25 protein-coding genes are annotated in these 25,918 nt (G+C 58.1%); 15 read left to right on the forward strand and 10 right to left on the reverse strand.

Annotation, left to right across the window (positions count from 1 at the left end; all coding sequences use genetic code 11):
* Nucleotides 1-49 precede the first annotated feature (49 nt).
* From ACZ5RG_RS13855 to ACZ5RG_RS13880, 6 genes are all read right to left on the reverse strand, one after another.
* Entirely contained in the window at nt 50-805 is a 756-nt protein-coding gene (locus ACZ5RG_RS13855; protein ID WP_464448213.1) for an amino acid ABC transporter ATP-binding protein, read from the reverse strand.
* The gene (locus ACZ5RG_RS13860; RefSeq protein WP_464447349.1) at nt 792-1,442 is read right to left on the reverse strand and encodes an amino acid ABC transporter permease; all 651 of its coding nucleotides are present in this window, start codon (nt 1,440-1,442) and stop codon (nt 792-794) included. Before ACZ5RG_RS13860 ends, ACZ5RG_RS13855 begins: the two co-directional genes overlap by 14 nt.
* Nucleotides 1,435-2,106: an amino acid ABC transporter permease gene (locus ACZ5RG_RS13865; protein ID WP_464447350.1), complete on the reverse strand. Its 672-nt coding sequence runs from the start codon at nt 2,104-2,106 to the stop codon at nt 1,435-1,437. Before ACZ5RG_RS13865 ends, ACZ5RG_RS13860 begins: the two co-directional genes overlap by 8 nt.
* A gap of 20 nt (nt 2,107-2,126) precedes the next feature.
* Entirely contained in the window at nt 2,127-2,921 is a 795-nt protein-coding gene (locus tag ACZ5RG_RS13870; protein ID WP_464447351.1) for a transporter substrate-binding domain-containing protein, read from the reverse strand.
* On the reverse strand, nt 2,918-3,634 hold the full coding sequence (locus tag ACZ5RG_RS13875) for a GntR family transcriptional regulator (protein WP_464448214.1): 717 nt from the start codon (nt 3,632-3,634) through the stop codon (nt 2,918-2,920). Before ACZ5RG_RS13875 ends, ACZ5RG_RS13870 begins: the two co-directional genes overlap by 4 nt.
* Nucleotides 3,635-3,923: 289 nt before the next feature.
* Nucleotides 3,924-4,637 carry a YebC/PmpR family DNA-binding transcriptional regulator gene (locus ACZ5RG_RS13880; protein WP_464447352.1) on the reverse strand — a complete coding sequence of 238 codons (714 nt, stop codon included), beginning with the start codon at nt 4,635-4,637 and terminating at the stop codon, nt 3,924-3,926.
* A 300-nt stretch (nt 4,638-4,937) separates the two neighbouring features.
* Between ACZ5RG_RS13880 and ACZ5RG_RS13885 the strand changes: the two genes are divergently transcribed.
* On the forward strand, nt 4,938-7,175 hold the full coding sequence (locus ACZ5RG_RS13885; protein ID WP_464447353.1) for an NADP-dependent isocitrate dehydrogenase: 2,238 nt from the start codon (nt 4,938-4,940) through the stop codon (nt 7,173-7,175).
* Nucleotides 7,176-7,331: 156 nt separating this feature from the next.
* Here ACZ5RG_RS13885 and ACZ5RG_RS13890 read toward each other — a convergent pair whose 3' ends face one another.
* Complete coding sequence (locus ACZ5RG_RS13890; protein ID WP_464447354.1) at nt 7,332-8,585, reverse strand: Hsp70 family protein; 1,254 nt, start codon at nt 8,583-8,585, stop codon at nt 7,332-7,334.
* A gap of 163 nt (nt 8,586-8,748) precedes the next feature.
* Between ACZ5RG_RS13890 and ACZ5RG_RS13895 the strand changes: the two genes are divergently transcribed.
* From ACZ5RG_RS13895 to hppD, 3 genes are all read left to right on the forward strand, one after another.
* Complete coding sequence (locus tag ACZ5RG_RS13895) at nt 8,749-9,018, forward strand: DUF3297 family protein (protein WP_464447355.1); 270 nt, start codon at nt 8,749-8,751, stop codon at nt 9,016-9,018.
* 8 nt (nt 9,019-9,026) lie between these two features.
* Nucleotides 9,027-10,226: a CaiB/BaiF CoA transferase family protein gene (locus ACZ5RG_RS13900; RefSeq protein ID WP_298603199.1), complete on the forward strand. Its 1,200-nt coding sequence runs from the start codon at nt 9,027-9,029 to the stop codon at nt 10,224-10,226.
* 200 nt (nt 10,227-10,426) lie between these two features.
* Nucleotides 10,427-11,509 (forward strand): 4-hydroxyphenylpyruvate dioxygenase, encoded by a 1,083-nt coding sequence (gene hppD / locus ACZ5RG_RS13905; RefSeq protein WP_464447356.1) that lies wholly within the window; start codon nt 10,427-10,429, stop codon nt 11,507-11,509.
* A 1-nt stretch (nt 11,510) separates the two neighbouring features.
* On the opposite strand, the gene ACZ5RG_RS13910 is transcribed toward hppD, so the two are convergent.
* Nucleotides 11,511-12,392, reverse strand: a complete 882-nt coding sequence (locus ACZ5RG_RS13910) for a LysR family transcriptional regulator (protein WP_464447357.1) — start codon at nt 12,390-12,392, stop codon at nt 11,511-11,513.
* A gap of 107 nt (nt 12,393-12,499) precedes the next feature.
* On the opposite strand from ACZ5RG_RS13910, the gene ACZ5RG_RS13915 reads away from it, so the two are divergent.
* From ACZ5RG_RS13915 to ACZ5RG_RS13930, 4 genes are all read left to right on the forward strand, one after another.
* Nucleotides 12,500-12,703, forward strand: coding sequence for a hypothetical protein (locus ACZ5RG_RS13915; protein ID WP_315236164.1), 204 nt, complete (start codon nt 12,500-12,502; stop codon nt 12,701-12,703).
* Between the two features lie 13 nt (nt 12,704-12,716).
* Nucleotides 12,717-13,124 (forward strand): tautomerase family protein, encoded by a 408-nt coding sequence (locus ACZ5RG_RS13920; RefSeq protein WP_464447358.1) that lies wholly within the window; start codon nt 12,717-12,719, stop codon nt 13,122-13,124.
* Between the two features lie 144 nt (nt 13,125-13,268).
* On the forward strand, nt 13,269-13,595 hold the full coding sequence (locus tag ACZ5RG_RS13925) for a hypothetical protein (RefSeq protein WP_464447359.1): 327 nt from the start codon (nt 13,269-13,271) through the stop codon (nt 13,593-13,595).
* 3 nt (nt 13,596-13,598) lie between these two features.
* Nucleotides 13,599-13,901, forward strand: coding sequence for a type II toxin-antitoxin system RelE/ParE family toxin (locus ACZ5RG_RS13930; RefSeq protein WP_315236161.1), 303 nt, complete (start codon nt 13,599-13,601; stop codon nt 13,899-13,901).
* A 6-nt stretch (nt 13,902-13,907) separates the two neighbouring features.
* Here ACZ5RG_RS13930 and recQ read toward each other — a convergent pair whose 3' ends face one another.
* Nucleotides 13,908-15,803 carry a DNA helicase RecQ gene (gene recQ, locus ACZ5RG_RS13935; protein WP_464447360.1) on the reverse strand — a complete coding sequence of 632 codons (1,896 nt, stop codon included), beginning with the start codon at nt 15,801-15,803 and terminating at the stop codon, nt 13,908-13,910.
* Nucleotides 15,804-16,178: 375 nt separating this feature from the next.
* Between recQ and queC the strand changes: the two genes are divergently transcribed.
* Together queC and ACZ5RG_RS13945 are read left to right on the forward strand one after the other, a co-directional pair.
* Nucleotides 16,179-16,898, forward strand: coding sequence for a 7-cyano-7-deazaguanine synthase QueC (queC, locus tag ACZ5RG_RS13940; RefSeq protein WP_464447361.1), 720 nt, complete (start codon nt 16,179-16,181; stop codon nt 16,896-16,898).
* 24 nt (nt 16,899-16,922) lie between these two features.
* Nucleotides 16,923-17,969: a homocysteine S-methyltransferase family protein gene (locus ACZ5RG_RS13945; RefSeq protein ID WP_464447362.1), complete on the forward strand. Its 1,047-nt coding sequence runs from the start codon at nt 16,923-16,925 to the stop codon at nt 17,967-17,969.
* 43 nt (nt 17,970-18,012) lie between these two features.
* Here the strand turns inward: ACZ5RG_RS13945 and ACZ5RG_RS13950 are convergent, their stop codons facing one another.
* Nucleotides 18,013-18,759 (reverse strand): tyrosine-protein phosphatase, encoded by a 747-nt coding sequence (locus ACZ5RG_RS13950; RefSeq protein WP_464447363.1) that lies wholly within the window; start codon nt 18,757-18,759, stop codon nt 18,013-18,015.
* A 140-nt stretch (nt 18,760-18,899) separates the two neighbouring features.
* On the opposite strand from ACZ5RG_RS13950, the gene hsdR reads away from it, so the two are divergent.
* Genes hsdR through ACZ5RG_RS13975 form a run of 5 tightly spaced genes read left to right on the forward strand, consistent with a single transcriptional unit; the run spans nt 18,900 to nt 25,911 of the window.
* Nucleotides 18,900-21,383 (forward strand): EcoAI/FtnUII family type I restriction enzme subunit R, encoded by a 2,484-nt coding sequence (gene hsdR / locus ACZ5RG_RS13955; protein WP_464447364.1) that lies wholly within the window; start codon nt 18,900-18,902, stop codon nt 21,381-21,383.
* 22 nt (nt 21,384-21,405) lie between these two features.
* The gene (locus ACZ5RG_RS13960; RefSeq protein WP_464447365.1) at nt 21,406-21,894 is read left to right on the forward strand and encodes an SHOCT domain-containing protein; all 489 of its coding nucleotides are present in this window, start codon (nt 21,406-21,408) and stop codon (nt 21,892-21,894) included.
* A 26-nt stretch (nt 21,895-21,920) separates the two neighbouring features.
* The gene (locus ACZ5RG_RS13965) at nt 21,921-23,384 is read left to right on the forward strand and encodes a type I restriction-modification system subunit M (protein ID WP_464447366.1); all 1,464 of its coding nucleotides are present in this window, start codon (nt 21,921-21,923) and stop codon (nt 23,382-23,384) included.
* Entirely contained in the window at nt 23,381-25,027 is a 1,647-nt protein-coding gene (locus ACZ5RG_RS13970; RefSeq protein WP_464447367.1) for a restriction endonuclease subunit S, read from the forward strand. Before ACZ5RG_RS13965 ends, ACZ5RG_RS13970 begins: the two co-directional genes overlap by 4 nt.
* A 2-nt stretch (nt 25,028-25,029) precedes the next feature.
* Nucleotides 25,030-25,911 carry a restriction endonuclease gene (locus ACZ5RG_RS13975; protein ID WP_464447368.1) on the forward strand — a complete coding sequence of 294 codons (882 nt, stop codon included), beginning with the start codon at nt 25,030-25,032 and terminating at the stop codon, nt 25,909-25,911.
* The last annotated feature ends 7 nt before the right edge of the window (nt 25,912-25,918 follow it).

Genomic DNA, 25,918 nt, shown 5'->3' on the forward strand with positions numbered 1-25,918 from the left:
GTTGTTTTCAGTGTGCTGATTCACTCAAGGGGTGCTGCGCAGAAAGGCCTCAGTGCAAAGAAGACAGAAACTGCTGCAACTCAGGCGTTTTCGGATTCGCAAACAGCTCGGCGGGGGTGCCCTGCTCGTGCACAAGACCCTGGTGCATGAAGATCACGCGGTCGCTCACCTTGCGGGCAAAGTTCATCTCGTGCGTGACCATCAAGAGCGTCATGCCTTCTTGCACTAGCGACTCGACTACGGCCAGCACCTCGCCCACCAGTTCGGGGTCGAGCGCCGAGGTGATTTCATCGCACAGCAAGATGCCAGGTGACATGGCCAGCGCCCGGGCAATAGCCACGCGCTGTTGCTGTCCGCCAGACAACTGATCCGGAAAGGCCTCGTACTTTTCGGCCAGGCCCACGCGGGCCAGCAAACGACGCGCCGTGGCTTCGGTCTCAGCCGAAGGCAACTGCTTCACCAGCGCGGGCGCGAGCTGGATGTTCTTGCCCACCGTGAGGTGCGGAAACAGATTGAACGACTGGAAGATCATGCCCACTTGCTGGCGCAGGTTGCGCATGGCCGCAGGGTCCGTGTAAACCAGTGGCTGGCCCTGCACGGTCAGGCTGCCATGCTGGAATGTCTCCAGCCCGTTGATGCAGCGCAGCAACGTGCTTTTGCCCGAACCGCTTTTGCCGATGATGGCGATCACCTCGCCGGTTTGCACCTGCAAGTCGATGCCTTTCAGCACCTCGTTGGTGCCGTAGGACTTGCGCAGCCCTGCAATGGCGACGGCAACTGGAACAGAAGAATTAGCGTTGAACATGGAATCGACCTTCAAGAGAGCGGGCATACAGGCTGATTGGGTAACAGATCAAAAAATACAAAACGGCCACACAGCTGTAGACCACAAAGGGCTTGAAGGTGGCGTTGGTAATCATGGTGCCGGCTTTGGTCAGTTCAATGAACCCAATCACCGAAGCCAGCGCTGTGCCCTTGACCACCTGGACCAAAAAGCCCACCGTAGGCGCGACTGCAATGCGTGCGGCCTGCGGAAAAATCACGTAGCGCAACTGCTCGCCAAAGTTCAGCGCCAGGCTTTGGGCCGCCTCCCACTGGCCCTTGGCGATGGACTTGACGCAGCCGTGCCAGATTTCGGTGAGGAAGGCGCTGTTATACAGCGTCAAGGCCACGGCGGCAGAGGCCCAGGCCGAGGTTTCCACACCCAGCATGGCCATGCCGAAGTAGGCCAAGAACAGCTGCATTAGCAAAGGTGTGCCCTGGAAAATTTGAACGTAAATCGCCACCGCCTTTTGCAGGCTGCGGATGGGCGTGGTGCGGGCAATCAGCAATGCCAGGCCCACCAAGCCGCCGCCAACAAAAGCGATCAACGACAACACGATCGTCCAGCGCGCAGCCAACAGCAGATTACTGACGATGTCCCAGAGAGAGAACTCAACCACGGCGGCCTCCGAACAAGAAGCGCTGGCCGAACCAATTCAGCGTGGCGCGTGTGGCGATCGACAGCAAAAGGTAAATGGCTGTGGCCACGATGAAGGCTTCAAAGGCGCGGAAATTGCGACTCTGGATCAGATTAGCGGCAAAGCTCAGTTCTTCGGTCGAGATCTGCCCGCATACCGCCGAGCCCAGCATCACGATGATGATCTGACTGACCAGCGCAGGCCAAACGCGTTGCAAGGCGGGCGGCAGCACCACCCAGATGAAGGTCTGCATGCGCGACAGCGCCAAGCTCATGGCCGCTTCGATCTGCCCGACAGGCGTGGTCTGAATGCCCGCCCGCACGATCTCGGCCGAATAAGCACCCAGGTTGATCACCATGGCGATCACTGAGGACCATTCGGGGCTCAGCCGCACGCCCATGGCGGGTAAACCAAAGAAGAGGAAAAAGAGCTGGACGATGAAGGGCGTATTGCGAATCAGCTCCACATAAGCGGCCACACCGGGACGACTCCAGCCCGGCCCCTGGGTGCGCACCCAGGCGCAGCCCACGCCCAGCAGCACGCCCAGGACCGCAGACACGGCCGTGAGGCCCAGAGTCCAGGCCACCCCCTTGACCAACAAGGGCCACTCGGTCAAAACCGCTGCGAAGTCCAGCTCGATGGCCATGGTCTCAGCCCTCCAGGCGCTTATTCAGGCAACTGGCCAGCGGGGCGGCCCAACCACTTTTGCGCCATCTTGTCGATGTCGCCCGACTTCTTAGCATCGGCAATGATGGCGTTGACCTTGGTGCGCAGCGCGTCTTCGCCCTTGCCCACGCCAATGAAGTTGGGGCTGTCTTTCAGCAGCAGCTTGTATTCGGTATTGAGCTGTGGATTTTTTTGCATCATCACGCCCGCCACCGACACACCCGTAGCCAGCAATTGGGTTTGGCCCGCCACGAATGCAGAGACCGTGGCATTGTTGTCTTCAAAGCGTTTGATCTCAGTGCCCGCAGGGGCGACTTTGGTCAACTCTTGATCTTCCAAAGCGCCGCGCGTGGCAGCCACGGTTTTGCCGGCCAAGTCACCCATCGATTTGACGCTGATGGTTTTAGGGCCATAAATGCCCTGGAAGAAAGGGGAATAAGCCGATGTGAAGTCGATGACTTTCTCGCGCTCGGCATTCTTGCCCAGCGTGGAGATGACCAGATCAGCCTTCTTTGTCTGCAGGTAAGCAATGCGGTTAGCACTGGTCACGGAGAGCAGCTCGATTTTCACGCCCATCTTGGCAGCAATGAAATTGGCCATGTCGATGTCCAAGCCCTGGGGCTTGAGGTCAATGCCCACAAAGCCATAGGGCGGAAAGTCGGTCGGAATGGCGATCTTGATCAGCTTGGCTTTCTGGATGTTGTCCAGTGCAGCTTGGGCGTGGCTAGCCCCGGCCACAGTCAACAGGCTGGCGACGACGACGGTGGACAGGATGAGGCGTTTCGAGATTTTCATAACAAGGCTCCTAGGTAAGTGGACGGTGAGGTGGATAAAGCGGTGGAAGAAAAGGGGCTGCCGGTTGGGCTCTTGGCTTGTTTTTTGGCCACTGCTCTGACGGCGCTCATGGGAGCCAAGGCCAGCCGCAACTCGGCCAGCGGGTCGGCGGGGGACGCGTTGATCTGCAAGGCCGATTGCACCTGGCCGATGTGCTCGGCCATGAGGCGTTCGGCGGTCTCCTTGTCGCCACTCTCCAAGGCTTGAACGATCTCGATGTGTTCCTGGCATGACTTCACCGCGTCATGGCTGGACTGATAGAGCATGGCGATCAGCGTAGTGCGCGCCGTGAAGTCGCGCAGCGTGTCGGCCAACAGTTGGTTGCCCAGGCACTCGGCCAGGCAGACATGAAAGTCGCCGAGCAAAAAGCTGCGGCGGCCGACGTCGTCTTGTTTGAGCGCAGTTTTTTCCTGCTGAATATGCTGCTTCAAACGCTTGAGCGTCGCCTTGTCCATGGTCCCGGCACTGCGGATCAGGCCGGTTTCAATCACCTTGCGCGCTTCGAAGGCATCGCGCGCTTCGGTCTTGGAGGGCTGCACCACAAACCAGCCCCGGCGGGAGCTGACCTGGACGATGCCACGCGCGGCCAGTTGCATCAGCGCTTCGCGCACCAGGGTTCGACTGCAGTCAAACAGCATCGACAAAGCCTGCTCTCCCAGGCGCGCACCGGGCATCAACTTTTGGGCCAGGATCGCTTCCACGATCCGATCGGCAATGTCTTTGGAGTTCACAACCAGGGATTCCTTTGTTTGAATCTCTAGCGAATACCGTGCCACTTGTTTTGGCATCTTGTATGCAAGAGTTGCGCATCATTGGTGTGCGCAACTCTTCCTTAAGGCCTTGGACTTCCCCGGCTTGGTGCGTGGATGTGCACCAATTTAAGCCGCACAGACAGCCGCTCCAAGCTAAAAAAGCCTGACAGGTCTCGACCTGTCAGGCTTTTTTGTTGAGGCGTAGGTGAATTTAGCCTGCCAGACCCACAAACACGTTTTGCACGTCGTCGTTGTTGTCGATAGCGCCCAAAAAGGCCTCTACCTCTTCCAACTGCTCGGCGCTCAGATTGGTCGGGTCGACCGGGTTCTTAGGCTTGTAGCCCAGTTTGGCCGCGACCACCGTAAAGCCGTGCGCGGGCAGGGCCCGGCTGACCAGGTCCAGGTCGGCGGCTTCGGTGATGAACACGGTCATGCCGTCTTCGTCGGCAGGCTCAAAGTCTTGTGCGCCAGCTTCGATGGCGGCCAATTCAGGATCAGCACCCGTCTGGGCGGGTTCGGCTTCGATCAGGCCGACATGGTCAAAATCCCACGACACGGAACCCGATGAGCCTTGCTGGCCTTTTCGGAACAGCACACGCATCTCGGACGCGCTGCGGTTCACGTTGTCCGTCAGCACCTCGATCATCACGGGCACTTGGTGCGGAGCAAAGCCCTCATAAATCACACGCTCAAAGCTGACGGCATCGCCCAAAAGGCCAGCGCCTTTCTTGATGGCGCGCTCCAGTGTTTCCTTGGGCATGGAGACTTTTCGGGCCTGCTCGACCACCAGGCGCAAGCGCGAGTTAGCGGCCGGGTCTGGGCCGTTGCGCGCCGCAATCATGATGTCCTTGGCCAGTCGGCCAAACAATTTGCCTCGGGCGTCTGCTGCCTGTGCCTTGCCTTTTGCTTTCCATTGCGCGCCCATGGGAATTTCCTAGGTTTTGGCCGGTGCATTCAAGGCACGGGCCGGGTCAATCAAGCGCCAAACACAGGGGCTTGACGCAACTCAGAAGGGGCCTCAGTTTAATCGCCCGTGTGCAGCTAGCCTCTCATGGCCTGACCGGGATAGGCTGGGCACGCCCTTTTGTCAGTCAAACAGGGGCGCTTTTGAGATAAAGTCACGGGCTAAACCACCTTAAAAGGGCGGTTTTTCGAATCTGTTCGACACATCGCCGAACGCCGTGTTCTTTTTGACACATCCTGATAACGAGAAACGAGAGTACCCATGGCTACAGACAAATCCAAGATCATTTACACCCTCACAGACGAAGCCCCTTTGTTGGCGACTGCCTCGTTTTTGCCCATCATCCGCACCTTCACGGCACCTGCCGACATCGAAGTGGCCGAAAGCGATATTTCAGTCGCCGCCCGGGTTTTGGGTGAGTTTTCGGATTTTCTGCCTGCCGAACAGCGCGCGCCCAACAACCTCGCTGAGTTGGGCAAGCTGACGCTGAACCCCTCTGCCAACATCATCAAGCTGCCCAACATCAGCGCTTCGGTGGGCCAGTTGACTGCGGCCATCAAGGAATTGCAGTCCAAGGGCTACGCCCTGCCTGACTACCCTGAGAACGCCAAGACCGACGAAGAAAAAGCCCTCAAGGCACGCTACGCCAAGTGCACCGGTTCTGCCGTGAACCCTGTGCTGCGCGAAGGCAATTCAGACCGCCGCGCGCCCCGCGCCGTGAAAGAATTTGCCCGCAAGAACCCGCACAGCATGGCCGAATGGAGCCAGGCTTCGCGTTCACACGTCTCGCACATGCACGCTGGCGACTTCTACCATGGCGAAAAATCCATGACCCTGGACCGCGCCCGTGAAGTGAAGATGGAGTTGATCACCAAGAGCGGCAAGACCATCGTCCTGAAGCCCAAAGTGGCCTTGCTCGACCGCGAAGTCATCGACAGCATGTTCATGAGCAAGAAAGCGCTGGAAGCTTTCTACGAACAAGAAATCGAAGACGCACACAAGACCGGCGTGATGTTCTCGCTGCACGTCAAGGCCACCATGATGAAGGTGTCGCACCCCATCGTGTTCGGTCACTGCGTCAAGATCTTCTACAAAGAGGCGTTTGCCAAGCATGCCAAATTGTTTGAAGAATTGGGCGTGAACGTGAACAACGGCATGGCCGATCTGTACAACAAGATCACCGCGCTGCCCCAGTCCAAGCAAGACGAAATCAAGCGCGACCTGCACGCTTGCCATGAGCACCGCCCTGAGCTGGCCATGGTGGACTCGGCCAAGGGCATCACCAACTTCCATTCGCCCAACGACGTGATCGTGGACGCGTCCATGCCTGCCATGATCCGCAACGGCGGCAAGATGTGGGGTGCCGACGGCCGACTGAAAGACGTCAAGGCCGTGATGCCCGAGTCGACTTTTGCCCGTATCTACCAGGAGATGATCAACTTCTGCAAGTGGCATGGCGCGTTCGATCCCAAGACCATGGGCACCGTGCCCAACGTCGGCCTGATGGCTCAGCAAGCCGAAGAGTACGGCTCGCACGACAAAACTTTTGAGATCGCCGAAGACGGCGTGGCCAACATCACCGACATCAACACCGGTGAAGTGCTGCTGTCGCAAAACGTGGAAACCGGTGACATCTGGCGCATGTGCCAGGTCAAGGATGCCGCCATCCGTGACTGGGTCAAGCTGGCCGTCACGCGTGCCCGCAACTCCGGCATGCCCGTGGTGTTCTGGCTCGATGCCTACCGCCCACACGAGGCTCAGCTGATCACCAAGGTCAAGATGTACCTGCACGAGCACAACACCTCGGGTCTGGAAATCCAGATCATGAGCCAAGTGCGTGCCATGCGTTACACCCTGGAGCGCGTCGTGCGCGGCCTGGACACCATCAGCGCGACCGGCAACATTCTGCGCGACTACCTGACCGACCTGTTCCCGATCATGGAACTGGGCACCTCGGCCAAGATGCTGTCTGTGGTGCCTTTGATGGCCGGTGGCGGCATGTACGAAACCGGTGCCGGCGGCTCTGCGCCCAAGCATGTGCAGCAGTTGGTGGAAGAAAACCACCTGCGTTGGGACTCGCTGGGCGAATTCCTGGCGCTGGCCGTTTCGCTGGAAGACCTGGGTTTGAAGACCGGCAATAAAAAGGCGACCGTGCTGTCCAAGACACTGGATGCCGCCACAGGCAAACTGCTCGACAACAACAAGAACCCGTCCCCCAAGACAGGTCAGTTGGACAACCGTGGCAGCCAGTTCTATTTGGCCATGTACTGGGCCCAGGAGTTGGCAGCGCAAACCGAAGACGCCGCGCTGGCCGCCCAGTTCGCGCCTTTGGCCAAGCAACTGACCGACAACGAGAAGAAGATCGTGGAAGAACTCAATGCCGTGCAGGGCAAGCCTGTGGACATTGGTGGTTACTACATGCCTGACCAAGCCAAGCTGGCCGCCATCATGCGCCCCAGTGCCACCTTCAATGCCGCGCTGGCTGCTGTGAAGGCCTGATCTACTCGCGGTTCAACGGTTGATGGACCGTTGAGTTTGCGTTGAACGAGCGCTCTTACAAAGCCACTCAGGTATTGCCTGAGTGGCTTTTTTGCATTCGTTCACGAACTGCAGTGCGGGTTGACTGAAGTGCGTTACTGGAAGCGTCCAGCCCGCTCAGCGGCTGTAGGCCAGCCCCAAAGCCACGCCACCAAACAAATCACCTTCGACCAGTTTCACGCCCACAAACTCGGCCTGCAAAGCTTTCTGAAAGGTACGCAAGGCCGATGAACCGCCCGTGAGGTAAATGGCATCCAGCGAAGCGTCGGTCAAGCCTGCGCGCTGCACACAATCACGCGCACAAGCCACCGTGCGGGCCAACAGGTCGTGCAGATGGGCTTGCATGTCGCTCACGCCCAAAGTAGCTTGCAGATCACGCTCGATCACCGACAGATCAATGCCGGTATCGGCCCCTTGCACCGAGCAGCGAATTTTGGCTTGCTCAACCTCGTGCGCCATGTGGTGTCCGTGGCGCTCGGTCAACACGCGCATCAGGCGTTCGTGCAGGCGCAGCTCGTTGTAGTTGCTGCGCAGGGTTTTGGCGTGGCTGATAGCCTTGGGCTGGTATTGCCAGTGAATCAGGTGCCAAGTGGCCAAGTCAAAAAACACGCGACTGGGCACTTCACGCTGCTCGGGCCCAATGTGCTTGTAGCCCAGCAAGGGCATGACCTGGGCCAGATTGAGTTGGCGGTCGTAGTCGGTGCCGCCAATGTGCACGCCTGTTGTGGCCAAAATGTCGACGCTGCGGTCGGCACACTGCATGCGGTCTGGCCCCAGGCGCACCACGGTGAAGTCCGATGTGCCGCCGCCCAAGTCGACCACCAGCACGGTGCTTTCTTGGGTCAGGCGTTGCTCGTAATCCAGCGCAGCGGCGATCGGCTCCAGCTGGAAGGACACTTCGTCAAAACCCACCGACTGCACCGCCTGGCGCAACGAGGCCTCGGCTTGCGCATCGCGCGCCGCATCGTCGTCCACAAAGTGAACGGGCCGACCCATGACCACGCGACGGGGGGCGGTGCCCAGGTTTTGGGTGGCGCGTTCGCGCAGGGTGGCCAAAAAGGTGCCGATGATGTCCTGAAAGCTGATCTGCTGGTGGCCGATCTGCGTGGTTTCCATCAACAACGGGCTGCCGAGCAGGCTTTTGAGCGAGCGCATCAAGCGGCCTTCGGTGCCTTCCAGATAGTGTTTGAGGGCATCGCGCCCGAAGTGGGTGCTGTGGTCTTCGGCGTTGTAAAACACGGCTGTCGGCATGGCCAGCGCCTCACCTTCCAGCGGTATCAGGCGGGCGCTGCCTTGCGGGCCGAGCCAGGCCATGGCCGAGTTAGAAGTGCCGAAATCGATGCCGAGCGTGCCGGCGCAAAGAGAAGTCATAACAGTGGGAGATCAGAGCCAGAGCCAGAACCAGAGGCACTGGCTCCGGTAGTGCATATAAAAGCACGCAGGGTTAGCATTGGACGACCCGGGATTCTGCCACTGTGTGTCGCGCCAATTCGTGCAGAATCAACAGCTGTTTCAAATATCTGCCAAAACCACCATGACCGAAACCAATAAGCCCGTCACCTCTGCCACTTCGCGCCCTGAATTGCCCGATCACCTGTCGATCGACCCACGCAGTCCTTTCCACATCCGGGCCGTGTTTGAGCATGACATTGGCATCCGCTTCAATGGCAAAGAGCGCAACGATGTCGAGGAATACTGCGTCAGCGAAGGCTGGGTGCGCGTGCCCGCTGGCAAAACGCTGGACCGCAAAGGCCAGCCCCTGCTGATCAAACTCAAGGGCCAAGTCGAGGCGTTTTACCGCTGAGTCTTCGCATGAACGCCCCGGCACGCAAACTCCCGCTCGAAGGCCTGCGCGTCGTCGAGTTCACCCACATGGTCATGGGCCCCACCTGCGGCATGGTGCTGGCCGACATGGGGGCCGAAGTCATCAAGGTCGAACCCATCGAGGGCGATCGCACACGCCATTTGCTGGGTTCAGGCGCGGGGTTTTTCCCCATGTTCAACCGCAACAAGAAGAGCATCCAAATCAACCTGCAAAGCCCCGAAGGGGCCGAGACAGCACGCCGCCTGTGCGCCACCGCCGACGTGGTGGCCGAGAACTTCAAGCCCGGCTCCATGGCCAAGTACGGCCTGGACTACGCCAGCCTGTCGGCCAAACACCCGCAACTCATTTACGCCAGCCTCAAAGGCTTTTTGCCCGGCCCATACGACCACCGCACGGCCTTGGACGAAGTGGTGCAAATGATGGGGGGGCTGGCCTATATGACTGGCCGCCCGGGCGATCCGCTGCGTGCAGGCACCAGCGTCAACGACATCATGGGCGGGATGTTTGGCGCCATCGGCGTGCTGGGTGCGCTCATCCAGCGCGGCATCACCGGGCGTGGGCAAGAGATCCAGTCGGCGCTGTTTGAGAACAACGTGTTTTTGGTGGGCCAGCACATGCTGCAATACGCCATCACCGGCCAAGCGGCCGAGCCCATGCCCAACCGCATCTCGGCTTGGGCGGTTTACGACGTGTTCACCGTCAAAAACGGTGAGCAGATTTTCTTGGCCGCTGTGAGCGATGCGCAGTGGGCCACCTTTTGTGATGTGCTGGGCTTTTCCGACCTGAAAGCAGATTCGCGTTACAGCGACAACAACGCCCGTGTTTCGCTGCGTGCCGTGTTGCTGCCCGAATTGCGCAGCCGCCTTGCGGCATTCACCGCGGCCGAGTTGACCACCATTTTTGAAAAGGCCGGTCTGCCCTTCGCGCCCATCGTCAAGCCCGAAGAATTGTTTGACGATCCGCACTTGCAAGCCACGGGTGGTTTGGCTGATGTGCGCCTGACCGATGGCCACAAAGCAGGGCAAAGCGCACCTGCTGCCTTGTTGCCCTTCACCATGGATGGTCAGCGTTTGGGGGTTCGGCTTGAGCCGCCTTTTCAAGGTGAAAACACCGATGCGTTGTTGACAGAGCTGGGGATGGACGCGTTGGAAATTCAGCGTCTGCGGGCGTCACGCGCAGTCGCTTGACATTTGGCAGTCCGGCAGCGACCATCGGTCCATGTCCATCCAGGTTTTGATTTTCGGTATCCACCTCGCGCGCAGCACGCGGGGCAAGCCCTGCGCACCACCGCAGGGTTATTAAACATCCCCCTCTTTTTGTTTGACCGATTTCAATTCGGGCCGTGCTCCAAAGTGCAGTGCGGTCCCGTTCACCGCTGGAGATTCACATGACCGATTTGTTTGACAACCCCATGGGCCTGTGCGGCTTCGAGTTCGTCGAGTTCGCCTCCCCCATCGCCCACACCCTAGAGCCCTTGTTTGAAAAAATGGGCTTCACGCTGGTGGCAAAACACCGCTCCAAAGACGTGGTGCTTTACCGCCAAGGCGACATCAACTTCATCGTCAACCGCGAACCCAAAAGCCTGGCGGGCTACTTTGCCGCCGAGCACGGCCCTTGCGCGTGCGCCTTGGCTTTTCGGGTGAAGGATTCGCACAAAGCCTATGAACGTGCTTTGGCCATGGGCGCACAACCGGTGGAAATCCCCACCGGCCCGATGGAGCTGCGTCTGCCCGCCATCAAGGGCATTGGCGGTGCGCCTTTGTATTTGATCGACCGCTTTGAAGACGGCAAAAGCATCTACGACATCGACTTTGAATTAATCGATGGCGTTGACCGCCACCCCGAAGGCCACGGCTTCAAGATCATCGACCACCTCACGCACAACGTGTACAAGGGCCGCATGGCGTTTTGGGGCCAGTTCTATGAAAAGATTTTCAACTTCCGCGAGATCCGCTACTTCGACATCAAGGGCACACACACCGGCCTGACCAGCCGCGCCATGACCGCGCCCGACGGCATGATCCGCATCCCGCTCAACGAAGAGTCGGGCAAGACCGGTGGCCAGATCGAAGAGTTCTTGATGCAATTCAACGGCGAAGGCATCCAGCACATCGCGCTCTTGACCGACGACATTTTGAAAAGCGTCGATGCCTTGCAGATGGCCGGCATCCCCCTCATGACCGCGCCCAACGACATCTATTACGCGATGCTCGAAGAACGCCTCAAGGGCCATGGCGAGCCCGTGCCCGAGTTACAAGCACGCGGCATTTTGATGGATGGCTCCACCGCCAATGGCGAAAAGCGTTTGCTGCTGCAAATCTTCAGCCAAACGCTGCTCGGCCCCGTGTTCTTCGAGTTCATCCAGCGCAAGGCCGACGAAGGTTTTGGCGAAGGCAACTTCAAAGCGCTGTTCGAATCACTCGAGCGCGACCAGATCCGGCGTGGGGCGATTCAGGTGGACACACCCTGAGTCAAGGGGCTTGCAACACGGCTGCCCAATGGTCGACGCAGGCACGGATTTTGGGCAGTCGGTGTCGCTCGGGCAACATCACGGCGTAAATGGCAATGGCGTCTTGCTCAAAACAGCCTTGCAACAAAGGCACCAGTTGACCATTGGCCACCAAGGGGCGGGCCGCGACATCCAGCAAACGCGAAATGCCCACCCCATGTTGCACCATGCTCAGCAACAAAGCCGTATGGTCCACGCGACTGGCACCCTGCACATGCAAAGAATGGGGCGCATCCAGTCGCTGCCAATGGTTCATGGCCGGCACATGGCTCAGGCCAATCAGGTGGTGATGGGACAAGTCATCGGGGTGTGCTGGCGTGCCGTGTCGCGCCAAATAACTGGGCGCGGCATACAAAGAACGGCTGGCCAGTCCGATTTGGCGTGCGACCAAGCCATCATGGCCCACATGCCCCGAACGAATGGCAATGTCGATGCCATCGCGTGCCATGTCCACCATGCGGTCATCGGCTCGGATGTCGAGGTGCAGCCCAGGGTGCTGCGCATACAGCGTGGGCAAATGGGGAATGACCACACACTGTGCCATCAAGGCACTGACGCCCACACGCACCCAACCTTGGACCCCTTGCCGGTGACGTCCCAATTCACCTTCCAGCGTATCGGCGCTGTCCAACATGCTGCGTGCTTGCGCCAGGCAAATATCGCCTTCGTCGGTCAGGCTCAAGCCGTGCGTGCTCCGGTGCAACAGCCGCGTTTGCAGCGCCGACTCTAAACGGGTCATGGCCCGCGTGATTTGGCTGACCGGGACTTGCCGCTCGCGTGCCACAGCCGACAAGGTGCCCAACTCGGTGACCCGCACAAAGACCCGTAAATCGTCCAGTTCCATGGCGTTGTTTTGCAATAAGTGAAATATGAATTTGCAATTTAGCCGGTTTCCAAGGGGTTTGTAAATCCATAAAGTGCAAAACATCAGCGATTTATTCAGGAGCAGCCATGAACACATCACTCACCGACGCACAAAGGGCACGGTTGCACGACTTGGCCAAAGCACAAGCTCACCGCTTGCGCCGCAAGGCCATCAATGCGTGCATTGACCTTGTGTGGTTCGGGTTGGTGCGAGTCATCAACCAATGTATTTGCGCCACGAACCTGTTGAAGGGCAAGGTGTTCAAGCCCGTTAGAAAACCCCATCACTGAAAAAGGAAACCCCATGCCCATCATTCAGATCCAAGTCAGCGCACAAGCCTCTGCCGCATTGACACAACAAATCGCAGACGGTGTTGCAGAGTTGACGGTGCAGTTGCTGCACAAAAAAGCCGAATTGATCTCGACGGTGATCACCTGTGTGTCCCCTCAAGACTGGGTGGTTGGAGGTCAAACATTGGCCGCACAAGGTCTGCACAGCTTTTTCTTGGGCATCAAGATCACCGATGAAACCAACACCAAAGCGCAGAAGGCGCAGTACATCGCCGCGGTGTTTGAGTTTTTCAAATCCCTGTTGGGAGCGCTGCATTCAGAAAGTTATGTGCACGTGGAAGATGTGCGGGCCACGGCATACGGCTATGGTGGACACACCCAAGAGTGGCGTTACCACGCCCGTGCTGAAACGGAGGCTTAACTGCCCTTGCACACCCGCAGCACCTGAGCGCCATAGGCTTCGAGCTTTTTCACGCCCAAGCCGCTGATGCCTTGCAGATCACCCAGGCTGTGTAAAATCGTCCCGGGTAGTCACTTATGACTACCCAAAGAAACGGAATCTGTCATGACCGCTACATCTGCCGCTACTTCAGCCACCATCCCCACTAGCCTCAAATTGCCCGGTGCGCTCAAGCTGCAACTTGAGGAAGATGCCAAGCAAATGGGCATGAGCTTGCACGCTTTCATGGTGAGTACGCTGGCCGATGCGGCGCAGCGCAAGCGCTTGCGGCAAACATTTGCACAAGACGCGGTCGATGCTCTGGTCGATATGAAGTCCACGGGAACAGGCCACGCATTGGACGATGTTCGAAGCTATTTTTCTCAACTGAAAGAACATCGTCAGGGGCACAGCGCGGAGCCTGCATCCTTAAAACCGAAAAAAATGGGCTGAGGTGTGAGCACCGTATTTCTAAGCTCAGCAGCATTTCAGGATTTGATTCGGCTGGAAACGTTTTTGCATGAGTCTGGAGATCCTTTGGCTGGGGATCTGCTTGATTTCATCTTGGATGCCTTGCAAGTCTTGACACACCAACCCGGCATTGGTCGTCCGGTAGAAGGTGGTTTGCGTGAACTGATCATTTCCCGCAGGCGCAGCGGTTATTTGGCGCGCTATGCGTGGGACGATGCCGTGAACCGGGTCATGGTGGCGCGCATTCGCCACCAGCGAGAAGCCGGGTATCAAGACGGAGAGGTTTGATGCGTTTCAACCCGCCCCATTGCACACCCGCAGCACCTGAGCGCCATAGGCTTCGAGCTTTTTCACGCCCAGGCCGCTGATGCCTTGCAGATCACCCAGGCTTTGCGGTGCGGCTTCGGCAATCGCCGCCAACGTGGCGTCGTGGAAGATCACATACGCGGGCAGGTTGTGTTCTTTGGCCACCTCGGCACGCCAGGCCTTGAGGTTGATGTAACGCACCATCGCGTCTTGTCCCAGATTGGCGGCAGCTGGGCTGGGCGTGCTGCGACTGCGTGTGCGCTTGTCCGCGCGCTGGCCCGTGCTTTCGCGCAGCTGCACAGGCACATCGCCTTTGAGCACGGCGCGTGAGGCTTCGGTCAGGTGCAGGGTGCTGAAACCGTCTTCGGTGTGCACATGCAGTGCGCCAATGGCGATCAACTGCCGCATCACGGCGCGCAATTGTTGTTCGCTGTAATCGGCGCCCAGGCCAAAGGTGCTGATGCTCTCGTGGCCGCGCTGCACGACTTTTTCGGTTTTCTTACCGCGCACGATGTCCATGGTGTGGCCCGCGCCAAAGCTGTGGCCGCTGCTTTGCTGGCAGCGGTACACCGTGGACAGCAGTTTGCGGGCCGCGTCGGTGCCGTCCCACACCTCAGGCGGGTTCAGGCAGTTGTCGCAATTGCCGCAAAACGGCATGTAAACGCCTTGCGCACTGTCGGATGGGTTGGCCGATGGGCTGTTGTAGGTCTCGTCAAAATAAGCCAGCAGACGCACCCGTCGGCAATCGGTTGCTTCGGCCAAGCCCAGCAGCGCATCAAGCTTGCCGCGCATGACCTGCTTGAATTCTTCGCCCGCCGGGCTCTCGTCGATCATGCGGCGCTGGTTCACCACGTCTTGCAGGCCATAGGCCATCCACGCGTCAGAGGCCAAGCCATCGCGCCCTGCGCGGCCTGTTTCTTGGTAATAGCCTTCGATGTTCTTGGGCATGTCCAGGTGCGCCACAAAGCGCACATCGGGCTTGTCGATGCCCATGCCAAAGGCCACGGTGGCCACCATGACCACACCGTCTTCGCGCAAAAATTCATTTTGGTGGCGCTGGCGTATGCCAGCATCCAGCCCTGCGTGGTAGGGCAGAGCATGAATGCCCGACTCGACCAACATGGCCGCGATCTCTTCGACGCGCTTGCGCGACTGGCAGTACACCACGCCCGCTTCCTCAGGGTGCTCGCGTTCAATGAAACGCAACAGCTGGGTGCTGGCGTCTTTTTTCTCGATGATGGTGTAGCGGATGTTGGGCCGGTCAAAGCTGCTGATGAACAGCTGGGCGCTTTCCAGTTGCAGCCGCTCGACGATGTCGGCGCGGGTCAGCGCATCGGCCGTGGCCGTGAGTGCCACACGCGGCACGCTGGGGTAGCGCTCGTGCAGCACAGAAAGGCCACGGTATTCGGGCCGGAAGTCGTGGCCCCACTGGCTCACGCAATGCGCTTCGTCGATCGCAAACAGGCTGAGCAGTCCGCGCTCGAGCAGCGAATCCATCTGCGCCAAAAAACGGCCATTGGTCACGCGCTCGGGGGCCGCGTACAACAAGGTAATTTCGCCGCGCAGCAAACGCCGCTCGATGTCGCTGGCTTCTTCGCTGGTGAGGGTGGAGTTGAGGAAGGCGGCATTCACACCCGCCTCGTGCAGTGCACCCACTTGGTCGTGCATCAGCGCGATCAGCGGCGAGACCACGACGGTGATGCCAAGGCCAGCGCGCTGGCGTGCGATGGCCGGGATTTGGTAGCACAGCGATTTGCCTCCACCCGTGGGCATCAGCACCAGCGCATCGCCCCCAGCCGCCACATGGTCGATGATGGCTTGCTGCGGGCCGCGAAAGGCGTCGTAGCCAAAAACTTCGCGCAGGATGGGGAGGTGGGGAGACACTGTGGTTGGATGGCTTTTTGAAGTGGTGATTGTCCGCTATTGAGACGTGGATCATTGAAGGTTGAATGAAGACACTTTTGGCCTGTCATACCCGCGAACGCGGGTATCCATGACAAACGAAGCCATGGACCCCCGATCAAGTCGGGGGTGACAAATTCAAATCATTCCGGGTGACAAATCCAAATAGTTCCGGGCGAGAAATTCAAATCGATCCGGGGGTACGCCAAAATCGTCACCCCGAGCCCGCCCTCGCCCACCCACACAAAGCCATGGGCTGCGCGGCCAAAAACACCAAGGCCAACATGTATCCGCAGTCAGGACAACTGTGATTGCCAGCAAGGCTGAAGATCACCACCAGCGTTACCATCCCACCCCATGCACACCTCCGCCCTTGTCCTGTTTTCTGGTGGTCAGGACTCCACCACCTGCCTGGCTCATGCTTTGGCCAAGTACGACCGTGTCGAAACCCTGGCTTTTGACTACGGCCAACGACACAAAGTGGAGCTGACCGCCCGCCTGAACGTGTTGGCGGCGATCAAGGCGCGCTTTCCGGCTTGGGCTTCCAAGATGGGCCAAGACCATCTGCTCGACGCAGGCATCCTGGGTCAGATCAGCGAAACGTCTTTGACCCGCGACACCGCCATCGAAATGGAAAGCACTGGCCTGCCCAACACCTTTGTGCCGGGGCGCAACCTGCTGTTCCTCACCCTGGCGGCCGCTTTGGCTTATCGCCGGGGTTTGCAGGTCATCGTCACCGGCGTGTGCGAGACCGATTTTTCGGGCTATCCCGACTGCCGCGACGACACCATGAAAGCCATGCAAGTGGCCCTGTCGCTGGGCATGGACCGCAAACTGCTGATCGAAACGCCGTTGATGTGGATCGACAAGGCCCAAACCTGGCAGTTGGCCCATGATCTGGGCCAACAGGCCGACCAGGCCCAAGGCGGCCAGGCCTTGGTCGATTTGATCGTAGAACACACCCACACCTGCTATCTGGGTGACCGCACACAGCGCCACGACTGGGGCTATGGCTGCGGCCAATGCCCGGCGTGCCAACTCAGGGCATCGGGATTTGCGCGTTACCAAAAACCATGACGCTCTCTTTCTACAATACAGCCCATGACGACCCTTGCTTACACCCGCGCCCAGGCGCTGCCCGAGATCCTGAAAACCCGCATCGCCATCCTCGACGGGGCCATGGGCACCATGATCCAGCGCTTCAAGTTGACCGAGGCCGACTACCGGGGTGAGCGTTTCAAGGACTTTCCCAAAGACGTCAAGGGCAACAACGAGTTGCTCAGCCTGACCCGCCCCGACGTGATCCGCGACATTCACGAAGGCTACCTGGCCGCCGGGGCCGACCTGATCGAGACCAACACCTTTGGCGCGACCACCGTGGCCCAGGCCGACTACGACATGCAGCACCTGGCCCGCGAGATGAACCTGCAATCGGCCAAACTGGCCCGCGCCGCCTGCGACAAGTTTTCCACCCCCGACAAGCCCCGCTATGTAGTGGGCGCCCTGGGGCCCACACCCAAGACCGCCAGCATCAGCCCCGACGTGAACGACGCCGGTGCCCGCAACGTGACGTTTGAAGAACTGCGCGCCGCCTATTACGAACAGGTCGAAGCTTTGGTCGAAGGCGGCTCAGATGTGTTGCTGGTTGAAACGATTTTTGACACCCTCAACGCCAAAGCCGCCTTGTTTGCCATCGAAGAATTCTTCGAATTCAGCGGCGAGCGCTTGCCCCTGATCATCAGTGGCACCGTAACCGACGCCTCAGGCCGCATTTTGAGTGGCCAGACGGTCACCGCTTTCTGGCACAGCGTGCGCCACGCACAGCCACTGGCGATTGGCCTGAACTGCGCCTTGGGCGCAACGTTGATGCGCCCCTATATCCAAGAGCTGAACAAGGTCGCGGGTGACACCTTCATCAGCTGCTACCCCAACGCCGGTCTGCCCAACCCCATGAGCGACACCGGCTTTGACGAAACCCCCGACGTGACCAGCCGCTTGCTGCACGAATTTGCGGCCGAAGGCCTGGTCAACATCGTGGGCGGTTGCTGCGGCACCACGCCCGATCACATCGGTGCGATCAGCAAGGCAGTTGCCCCGCTGGCTCCGCGCAATGTGCATGGCGGGTTTTTCTACAAAGAAGCGGCCTGAGGCTTTCAAGCCATGTCGGGGCTTCAGCGCCGACAAGCAGCCCTTAATTCTCCAGCAGCATCCGCTGCAGCTCGGCCAGTTCTTGCGGACTCAGGCCAATCGCGCCATGCAGGTAATCGGTCATGCCGCCATGCTGCGCGTCGACCTCGTCAAACGCCGCCTGCAAAAACTCGGGCTGCACCTGCCACAGCACTTTCATCACATGCGGGTGCCCCTGGCCTTCCAGGCGCGCATCGCGCTTGTAGAGCTGGTTGGTCAACAAGTAGTCGTGCTCAATGGTGGTGCGATCTACGCCCAGCGCAGACAGCAGCAGCGCCGCCGCAAAGCCTGTGCGGTCTTTGCCCGCCGTGCAGTGAAACACCTGTGGCGTGGGCTGTTCCAACAAATGCTTCAAAAACTGCCCGTAAATTTCGGCATTGCGGTTCACAAAATCGCGGTAAGTTTCGCGCATCAACTCCACCGTTTCTTCGGTGGTGGGCACCACGCCTTGCGCCACCAACGTCCGCATGCGGGCAATCACGGTGGGCTCGATCGTCAACGCCACACGTTGCACGCCGGGAATCGCATAGGGCGTTGCGGTGTATTCGGCCACGCCCCGAAAGTCCAGGCTGTGGGCAATACCCAGCGACTGCAGACGTGCCACATCATCGGTCGTCAGCCCCGCCAGATGGTCCGAACGGAACACCTGACCACGCCGCACCTGACGGCCGTCGGTGTTGCGGTAGCCGCCGATGTCACGGAAGTTGGAAGCGCCTTGGAGGATGGAGGATGCGATAGTGGGTGATGTCATGAGAAGCATGGGCAGAACAACGACTTTCATTGTGCCCATATGGCGCTAAATGTCTGTCACGGCCAAGAAAAGGCCACAAATTGATTAAAAATAGAACACACTGCCCCACCACACGCCCCCAGCCCACGTGAGCAACCAGCTTGGACAAGACAAAACTCTCCGAAAGCGACATCTGCGACAAGTTCATCCGCCCCGCTATGGAGCAGGCCGGGTGGCACGGGCTCGACCAGATTTACCGTGAGTTTCCCTTGCGGGCAGGGCGCGTCAGCGTGCGCGGCAACAAGGCCCACCGCGACCAAAGCACTGTGCTGCGGGCCGACTACGCCTTGTTTTACAAAGCCAACATCCCCATCGCGGTAGTCGAGGCCAAAGACAACAACAAACCCATGGGCTCAGGCATGGCCCAAGCCATCAACTACGCCGAGCTGCTGGGCGTGCCCTTTTGCTTTGCCAGTAATGGCGATGGCTTTGTGTTCCGCGATGCGACGCTGGCCGATGGCGTGCTGGAGAAAAACCTCACTCTGGACGAATTCCCCTCGCCGCAAGACCTGTGGGAGCGCTATTGCACTTGGAAAGGCTGGACGCCTGCCGTGCGCCAAGTGGCCGAGTTTGACTACGCCCCCAGCAAAACGCCGCGTTACTACCAAATCAACGCCATCAACCGCACCGTCGAGGCCATTGCCCAAGGCCATAACCGCGCCATGCTGGTCATGGCCACTGGCACCGGCAAAACCTACACCGCGTTCCAGATCATCTGGCGCTTGTGGAAAAGCGGTGCCAAAAAACGCATCCTGTTCTTGGCCGACCGCAACATCTTGATCGACCAAACCATGGTCAATGACTTTCGGCCCTTCAAGGGCGCGATGGCCAAGCTCAGTCCCAACGCCAAGGGCATCGAGACGGTCAACGCCCAAGGTCAAGTCACATTGGAAAACGTCGACCTCGCAGTCCATAAAACCACCAAGTTGGTCGACAAAAGCTACGAAATTTACCTCTCGCTCTACCAAGCCGTCACCGGCACCGAAGAAGAGCGCAACATCTACAAACAGTTCAGCCCCGACTTCTTTGACCTGATCGTGGTGGACGAGTGCCACCGTGGCAGCGCCAACGAAGACTCAGCTTGGCGTGAAATCCTCACGTATTTCGGCAACGCCGCGCAGGTGGGCTTGACGGCCACACCCAAAGAAACGCTGGACACCTCCAACAGCGACTACTTTGGCGAACCCATCTACACCTACAGCCTCAAGCAAGGCATTGAAGACGGGTTTTTGTCGCCCTACAAAGTGGTGCGGGTGGACTTGGACAAAGACACCTTTGGCTGGCGGCCCACGCAGGGCATGACCGACAAACACGGCCACCTGATCGAAGACCGCATCTACAACGCCACCGACATGAACCGCAAACTGGTTCTGGAACAGCGCGACCAAGTGGTGGCCGCCAAGATCACCGAATACCTCAAGGCCACCGACCGCTACGCCAAGACCATCGTGTTTTGCGAAGACATCGACCACGCCGCCCGCATGCGCCAAGCGCTGGCCAATGCCAATACCGACATTTGCAAAGACCACCCCAAATACGTGGTGCAAATCACGGGCGACAACGCCGAGGGCAAGCTGGAGCTTGACAACTTCATCGACCCAGAAAAGCCCTACCCCGTGATCGCCACCACCTCCAAGCTCATGAGCACCGGGGTGGATGCGCAAACCTGCAAGCTCATCGTGCTGGACCAAAACATCAAGTCCATGACGCTTTTCAAGCAGATCATTGGCCGGGGCACCCGCCTGCGCGAAGACCTGGGCAAAACCTGGTTCACCATCCTCGACTTCAAACGCGCCACCGAACTGTTTGCCGACCCCAAGTTTGACGGTGAACCTGTGCAGATTTACCAGCCCAATGAGGGCGACCCTGTGACCCCGCCCGACGAGCTGGCAGGTGCATCGGGCGTTGATGGCCACCTGGTGACGGGCCAACCCGATCCGCTGGCTGACCCCTTTGGCGCCACTCCCGGTGGCTACACCGCACCCGGCGCAGGTGGCGGTGATAACAACAGCGAACCCAAAAAATACGTCCTCGGCGGCATGGTCATCGTGGCGGTGGCCCGTGAGCGCGTGCAATACCTGAGCGCTGACGGCAAGCTCATCACCGAAAGCCTGCGCGATTACACCCGCATCAACCTCACCAAGCAATACGACTCGCTCGACAAATTTTTGCAAGCCTGGAACGATGCCGAGCGCAAAGCTGCCCTGGTGGAAGAACTCGAAAAACAAGGCGTACTGATCGAAGCACTGGCCGAAGAAATTGGCAAAGACCTTGACCCCTTCGACTTGCTATTGCATGTGGCCTACAACATGCCGCCCCTGACCCGCCACGAGCGCGCCAATCGCGTCAAAAAGCGCAACGCCTTCACCCAATACGGCCCGGTGGCCCGCAAAGTGATTGATGCACTCATCGACAAATACGCCGACGAAGGCATCGCCACCATCGAAAGCAACGAAGTCCTGAAGGTCCAACCCTTCACCGACTTTGGAAGCCCCGTGGAACTCATCAAAAGCTTTGGCGGTCGCCCCCAATACCTGGGCGCACTCCAAACGCTGGAGCGCGAGCTGTACAACACATCTACATAACGAACACGGGTACACAAAGACAATGAAAGATCTATTCAACAAAGCCAAATCCAAAGCTGGTGATTTGGTGAGATCCGCAAAAGATGTGGGGCCTGATGCGGGAGACATCAAACGTGCAGCCGACTTTCTGGTGGATGCTGCAACCAAGACAGCAACAGAAGTCGGGCGTCTTGGAAAAGATGCACTTAAGACCGATATGACCAAAGACGCGGCGGCAGGAGCCGCGATTGGTGCGGCTGTGGCTGTACCCATTCCCCTGGTTGGGCCTATCGCTGGTGCAGTTGTTGGGGCAGGCTTGGGTGTTTACAAAAATATCAAGCAAGGCCCGAAGACCGAACGCCCGGTTGCTTTGCCGAACGACACATCTTCAAACGTCATTGAAGCGGAAAGCAAAATTGTTCCATCGGTCGATAAATTCGAAGAGCTCAGCAAGTTGCATGATTTGAAAGTCAAAGGTGTCTTGACCGAAGAAGAATTCGCCGCTGAAAAGAAAAAAGTCTTGGCCCGTTGAATGACTTTGAGCAAGTAAAGAAAACCATGTCCAACCTCTCCTCAGTCATCAAATCCATCCAAGACATCATGCGCCAGGACTCTGGCGTGGATGGCGACGCACAGCGCATCTCGCAGCTCACTTGGCTCTTGTTCCTCAAGGTGTTTGACGCACTCGAAGAAGAGCTGGAGCTGACCCGCGACGACTACAAAAGCCCCATCCCCGAAGCCATGCGCTGGCGCAACTGGGCCACGGACGCCGAAGGCATCACGGGCGATGCCCTGCTGGACTTTGTGAACAACCAGCTCTTTGCCACCCTCAAAAGCCTCAGCGGCGACGCCCAGCGCAACCCCCGTGGCTATGTGGTACGCGGTGTGTTTGAAGACGCCTACAACTACATGAAAAGCGGCCAGCTGCTGCGCCAAGTCATCAACAAGCTCAACGCGATTGACTTCAACCGCCAAGCCGAGCGCCACCAGTTCAACGACCTCTACGAAAAAGTCCTCAAAGACCTGCAAAGCGCCGGTAACGCGGGCGAGTTCTACACGCCCCGCGCTGTGACGCAGTTCATGGTGGACATGGTCAACCCCCAGCTGGGCGAACGCGTGATGGACCCAGCCACCGGCACGGGCGGTTTTTTGGTCTGCGCCATCGAGCACCTGCGCAAACAAGTGCACAACACCGAAGAAGAAGCCACGCTGCAAAACAGCATCCTCGGCGTTGAAAAAAAGCAGATGCCCCACATGCTGTGCGTGACCAACCTCATGCTGCACGGCATCGAGGTGCCCAGCCTGGTCCGCCACGACAACACCCTGAGCCGCCCGCTGCGCGACTACACCCCGGCTGACCGGGTGGACGTGATCTTGACCAACCCGCCCTTTGGCGGCATCGAAGAGCCGGGCATCGAGCACGGCTTTCCGGCCGATGTGCGCACCAAAGAAACAGCGGATCTGTTTTTGGTGCTCATCAAGCACATCCTCAAAACCAATGGCCGCGCCGCGCTGGTGCTGCCCGATGGCACGTTGTTTGGCGAAGGCGTGAAGACCCGCATCAAAGAACAACTGCTGGCCGAATGCAACCTGCACACCATCGTGCGCCTGCCCAACGGCGTGTTTGCGCCCTACACCGGCATTAAAACCAACCTGCTGTTCTTCACCAAGGGCAAGCCCACCGAACACGTTTGGTACTACGAGCACCCCTACCCAGCGGGCGTGAAGAACTACAACAAAACCAAGCCCATTCGCATCGAAGAGTTCGATGCCGAAAAAGCCTGGTGGGGCACCGAGGCCGATGGCTTTGCCGCCCGTGTGGAAAACGAACGCGCTTGGAAGGTGAGCATTGACCAGATCAAAGCCGCCAACTACAACCTCGACCAAAAGAACCCGCACGCCGCCGAAGTGGTGAGCCACGACCCTGACGATTTGTTAGACCAGTACCGAGTGTTGAGAGCTGAAGCCCAAGGCTTGCGAGATCAAATTAAAAAGACGCTCACTGAGGCGTTTGTCCGATGAACGAAGTTGCATTTCAGGAATTGCTCTTAGATGCGCGGACCAGCGAATCAGTTTCAGGTCTCAGAAAACTTGTGTTGGCATCAGCCCTTCGCGGTGACTTTGATGATCAAAATGAACGGCAGCGACAACTTTCCGAAGCATTGAATTCAATACATGCGCTTGCCGCTTCGAATAAAACTAACAAGGTTCGATTGCGTAAAAGCGCATCAGAAATTAATCCGTCTGAAGACCTACTTTCCGTTGGCAATGAATTTGTCGTTGAGCTTGGGGCGATAGCAACCATAGAAAAAGGTAAAACTGGAATCAAGGATGCAGTTCCAGGGGGGTATCCGCTTGTAGTGACGGCGGAAGGCCGCTTAACGGCAGACCATTTTGATTTCGAAGGTCCTTCCGTCATCATCCCATTGGTCTCATCAACGGGGCATGGCGATGCAAGTCTGAAACGCATCCATTACCAAGACGGCAAGTATGCGGTTGGCAGCATTCTTTGCACTGTCCAATCCCGGTTTCCAGAGGTGGTTCATCCGCGCTATCTTTACGAATACCTTTCCACTTTTAAAGATGAACTGCTTGTCTCACGAATGTCGGGGACAGCGAACGTGAGCTTGACGGTTGGGAAAATTGCCGAAGTGCCTGTACCGCTGATTACCTATGAAGCGCAGGAAAAGCTAGACCGTTTGATGTCGTTGTGCGACGCCCTCGAAGCCAGCGGCCAGCTCGAAGCGCAGCAACACGCCCAACTCGTGAACACCCTGCTGGGCACGCTCACCCAAAGCGAAACGCCCGAGGCACTGGCCGACAACTGGCAACGCATCGCCACCCACTTCGACCTGCTGCTCGATCGCCCCGAAGCCGTGGACGCCCTCGAACAAACCATCCTCCAGCTGGCAGTGCGCGGCCTCCTCGTCCCCCAAGACCCCACCGACGAACCCGCCAGCGTCCTCCTGCAAAAAATCCGCACCGAAAAAGATCACCTCATTGCCCAAGGCAAGATCAAACGCGACAAACCCCTGCCACCCATCACCGACGAAGAAAAACCGTTTGAGTTGCCGCAGGGGTGGTCTTTCGCTCGCATCAGTGAGTTGGTCGAGATGCTGAATGGTTACGCGTTTAAAAGCGAATGGTTTAAACCAACCGGTACACGGTTGTTGAGAAACTTGAACATCAGCCATGGGTATGTCGATTGGTCACAACCAGCTTGCATTGATACCAATGCGGCAAATGAGTTTTCGCAGTTCGATCTTAAAGTTGGTGATGTCGTCTTATCGCTTGATCGTCCAATCATCTCCACGGGATTGAAGTACGCAGTGATCCAACAGGCTGATTTGCCTTGCTTGTTGCTTCAGCGGGTGGCACGTCTGACACCCCATCCAATTGCAATGTCCCTTGAATTTTTGGAACTTTGGCTGCAGTCGGATTTGTTTGTTGGGACGATTGATCCAGGGCGAAGCAACGGCGTTCCGCACATATCGACCAAGCAAGTTGGTGAGTTGATTGTTGGCTTGCCGCCAATGACCGAGCAATCTCGCATCGTTACCCGAGTCAACGAACTCCGCAGCCTTTGCGCTGATTTACGGCGCCAGATCGTCAAAGCACGTGTCGTGGTGGCAAACCTGTCCAAATCACTTGTGGCTGAGGTTTGAGAATGATTGCTCCTGTGAGCTCGCATATCCGCAGCGTTGACATGCTGCTGATTGAAGAATTGTTCGATATGGGTGCTGGCTATGTTTTGGACTTTTCTGATCGAACATTCGCCATCTTCTTTGCCGAAGAGCTGAATATTGACATTGATAACCCTGCTTATGCTTTAGATGGCCGCTCTAAAGCCAAGCGCCTGCGCTGCTTTCTTCGCACGGTAGACAAGCCACTGCTCATCCGTACTTTGCAAGCACTGTGGGAATACCGCGAGGCGGTTCGCCAACGACGCGGGCAAAGCGAAGCAGTGCCTAATGCTGAAGGTCGTTTTTTAGGTCTGATTAATAAGTTGGCAGGACAGACGGTCAGTACTCAATCGTCACATCAACCAACGCCCGCGACAGACCGACCCAAGTTTCAGTTGCTCAAAGCAGAGTTGCTTCAAATCGCAACACTGGCTCCGCATGCGCGTGGTTATGCATTTGAAATCTTTCTCAAAAAACTATTTGATGCGTTCGGTTTGTCAGCGCGTGAGCCATTCAGTCTGCATGGCGAACAAATCGACGGTAGCTTTCAGTTGGAAGGCCAAACCTACTTGCTGGAAGCCAAATGGCACGCTCAAAAAATTGGCGTTGCAGAACTGCACACATTCCACGGCAAGCTTGAGCAGAAGGCAGCATGGACGCGTGGCCTGTTTGTGAGTGACAGCGGTTTCTCTGATGAAGGACTTATAGCGTTTGGGCGAGGCAAGCGTGTCCTTTGTATGGATGGCCTAGATATCGCTGATTGCCTTGCGCGTGAGTTGCCACTAGACCATGTGCTGTCTGTCAAGGCTCGATACATGGCGGAAACTGGGCAGGCGTTTGCAAGGGTCCGGGATTTGTTTCGCTGATTTTTCA

It is taken from the genome of Limnohabitans sp. TEGF005 (genome assembly GCF_055394835.1).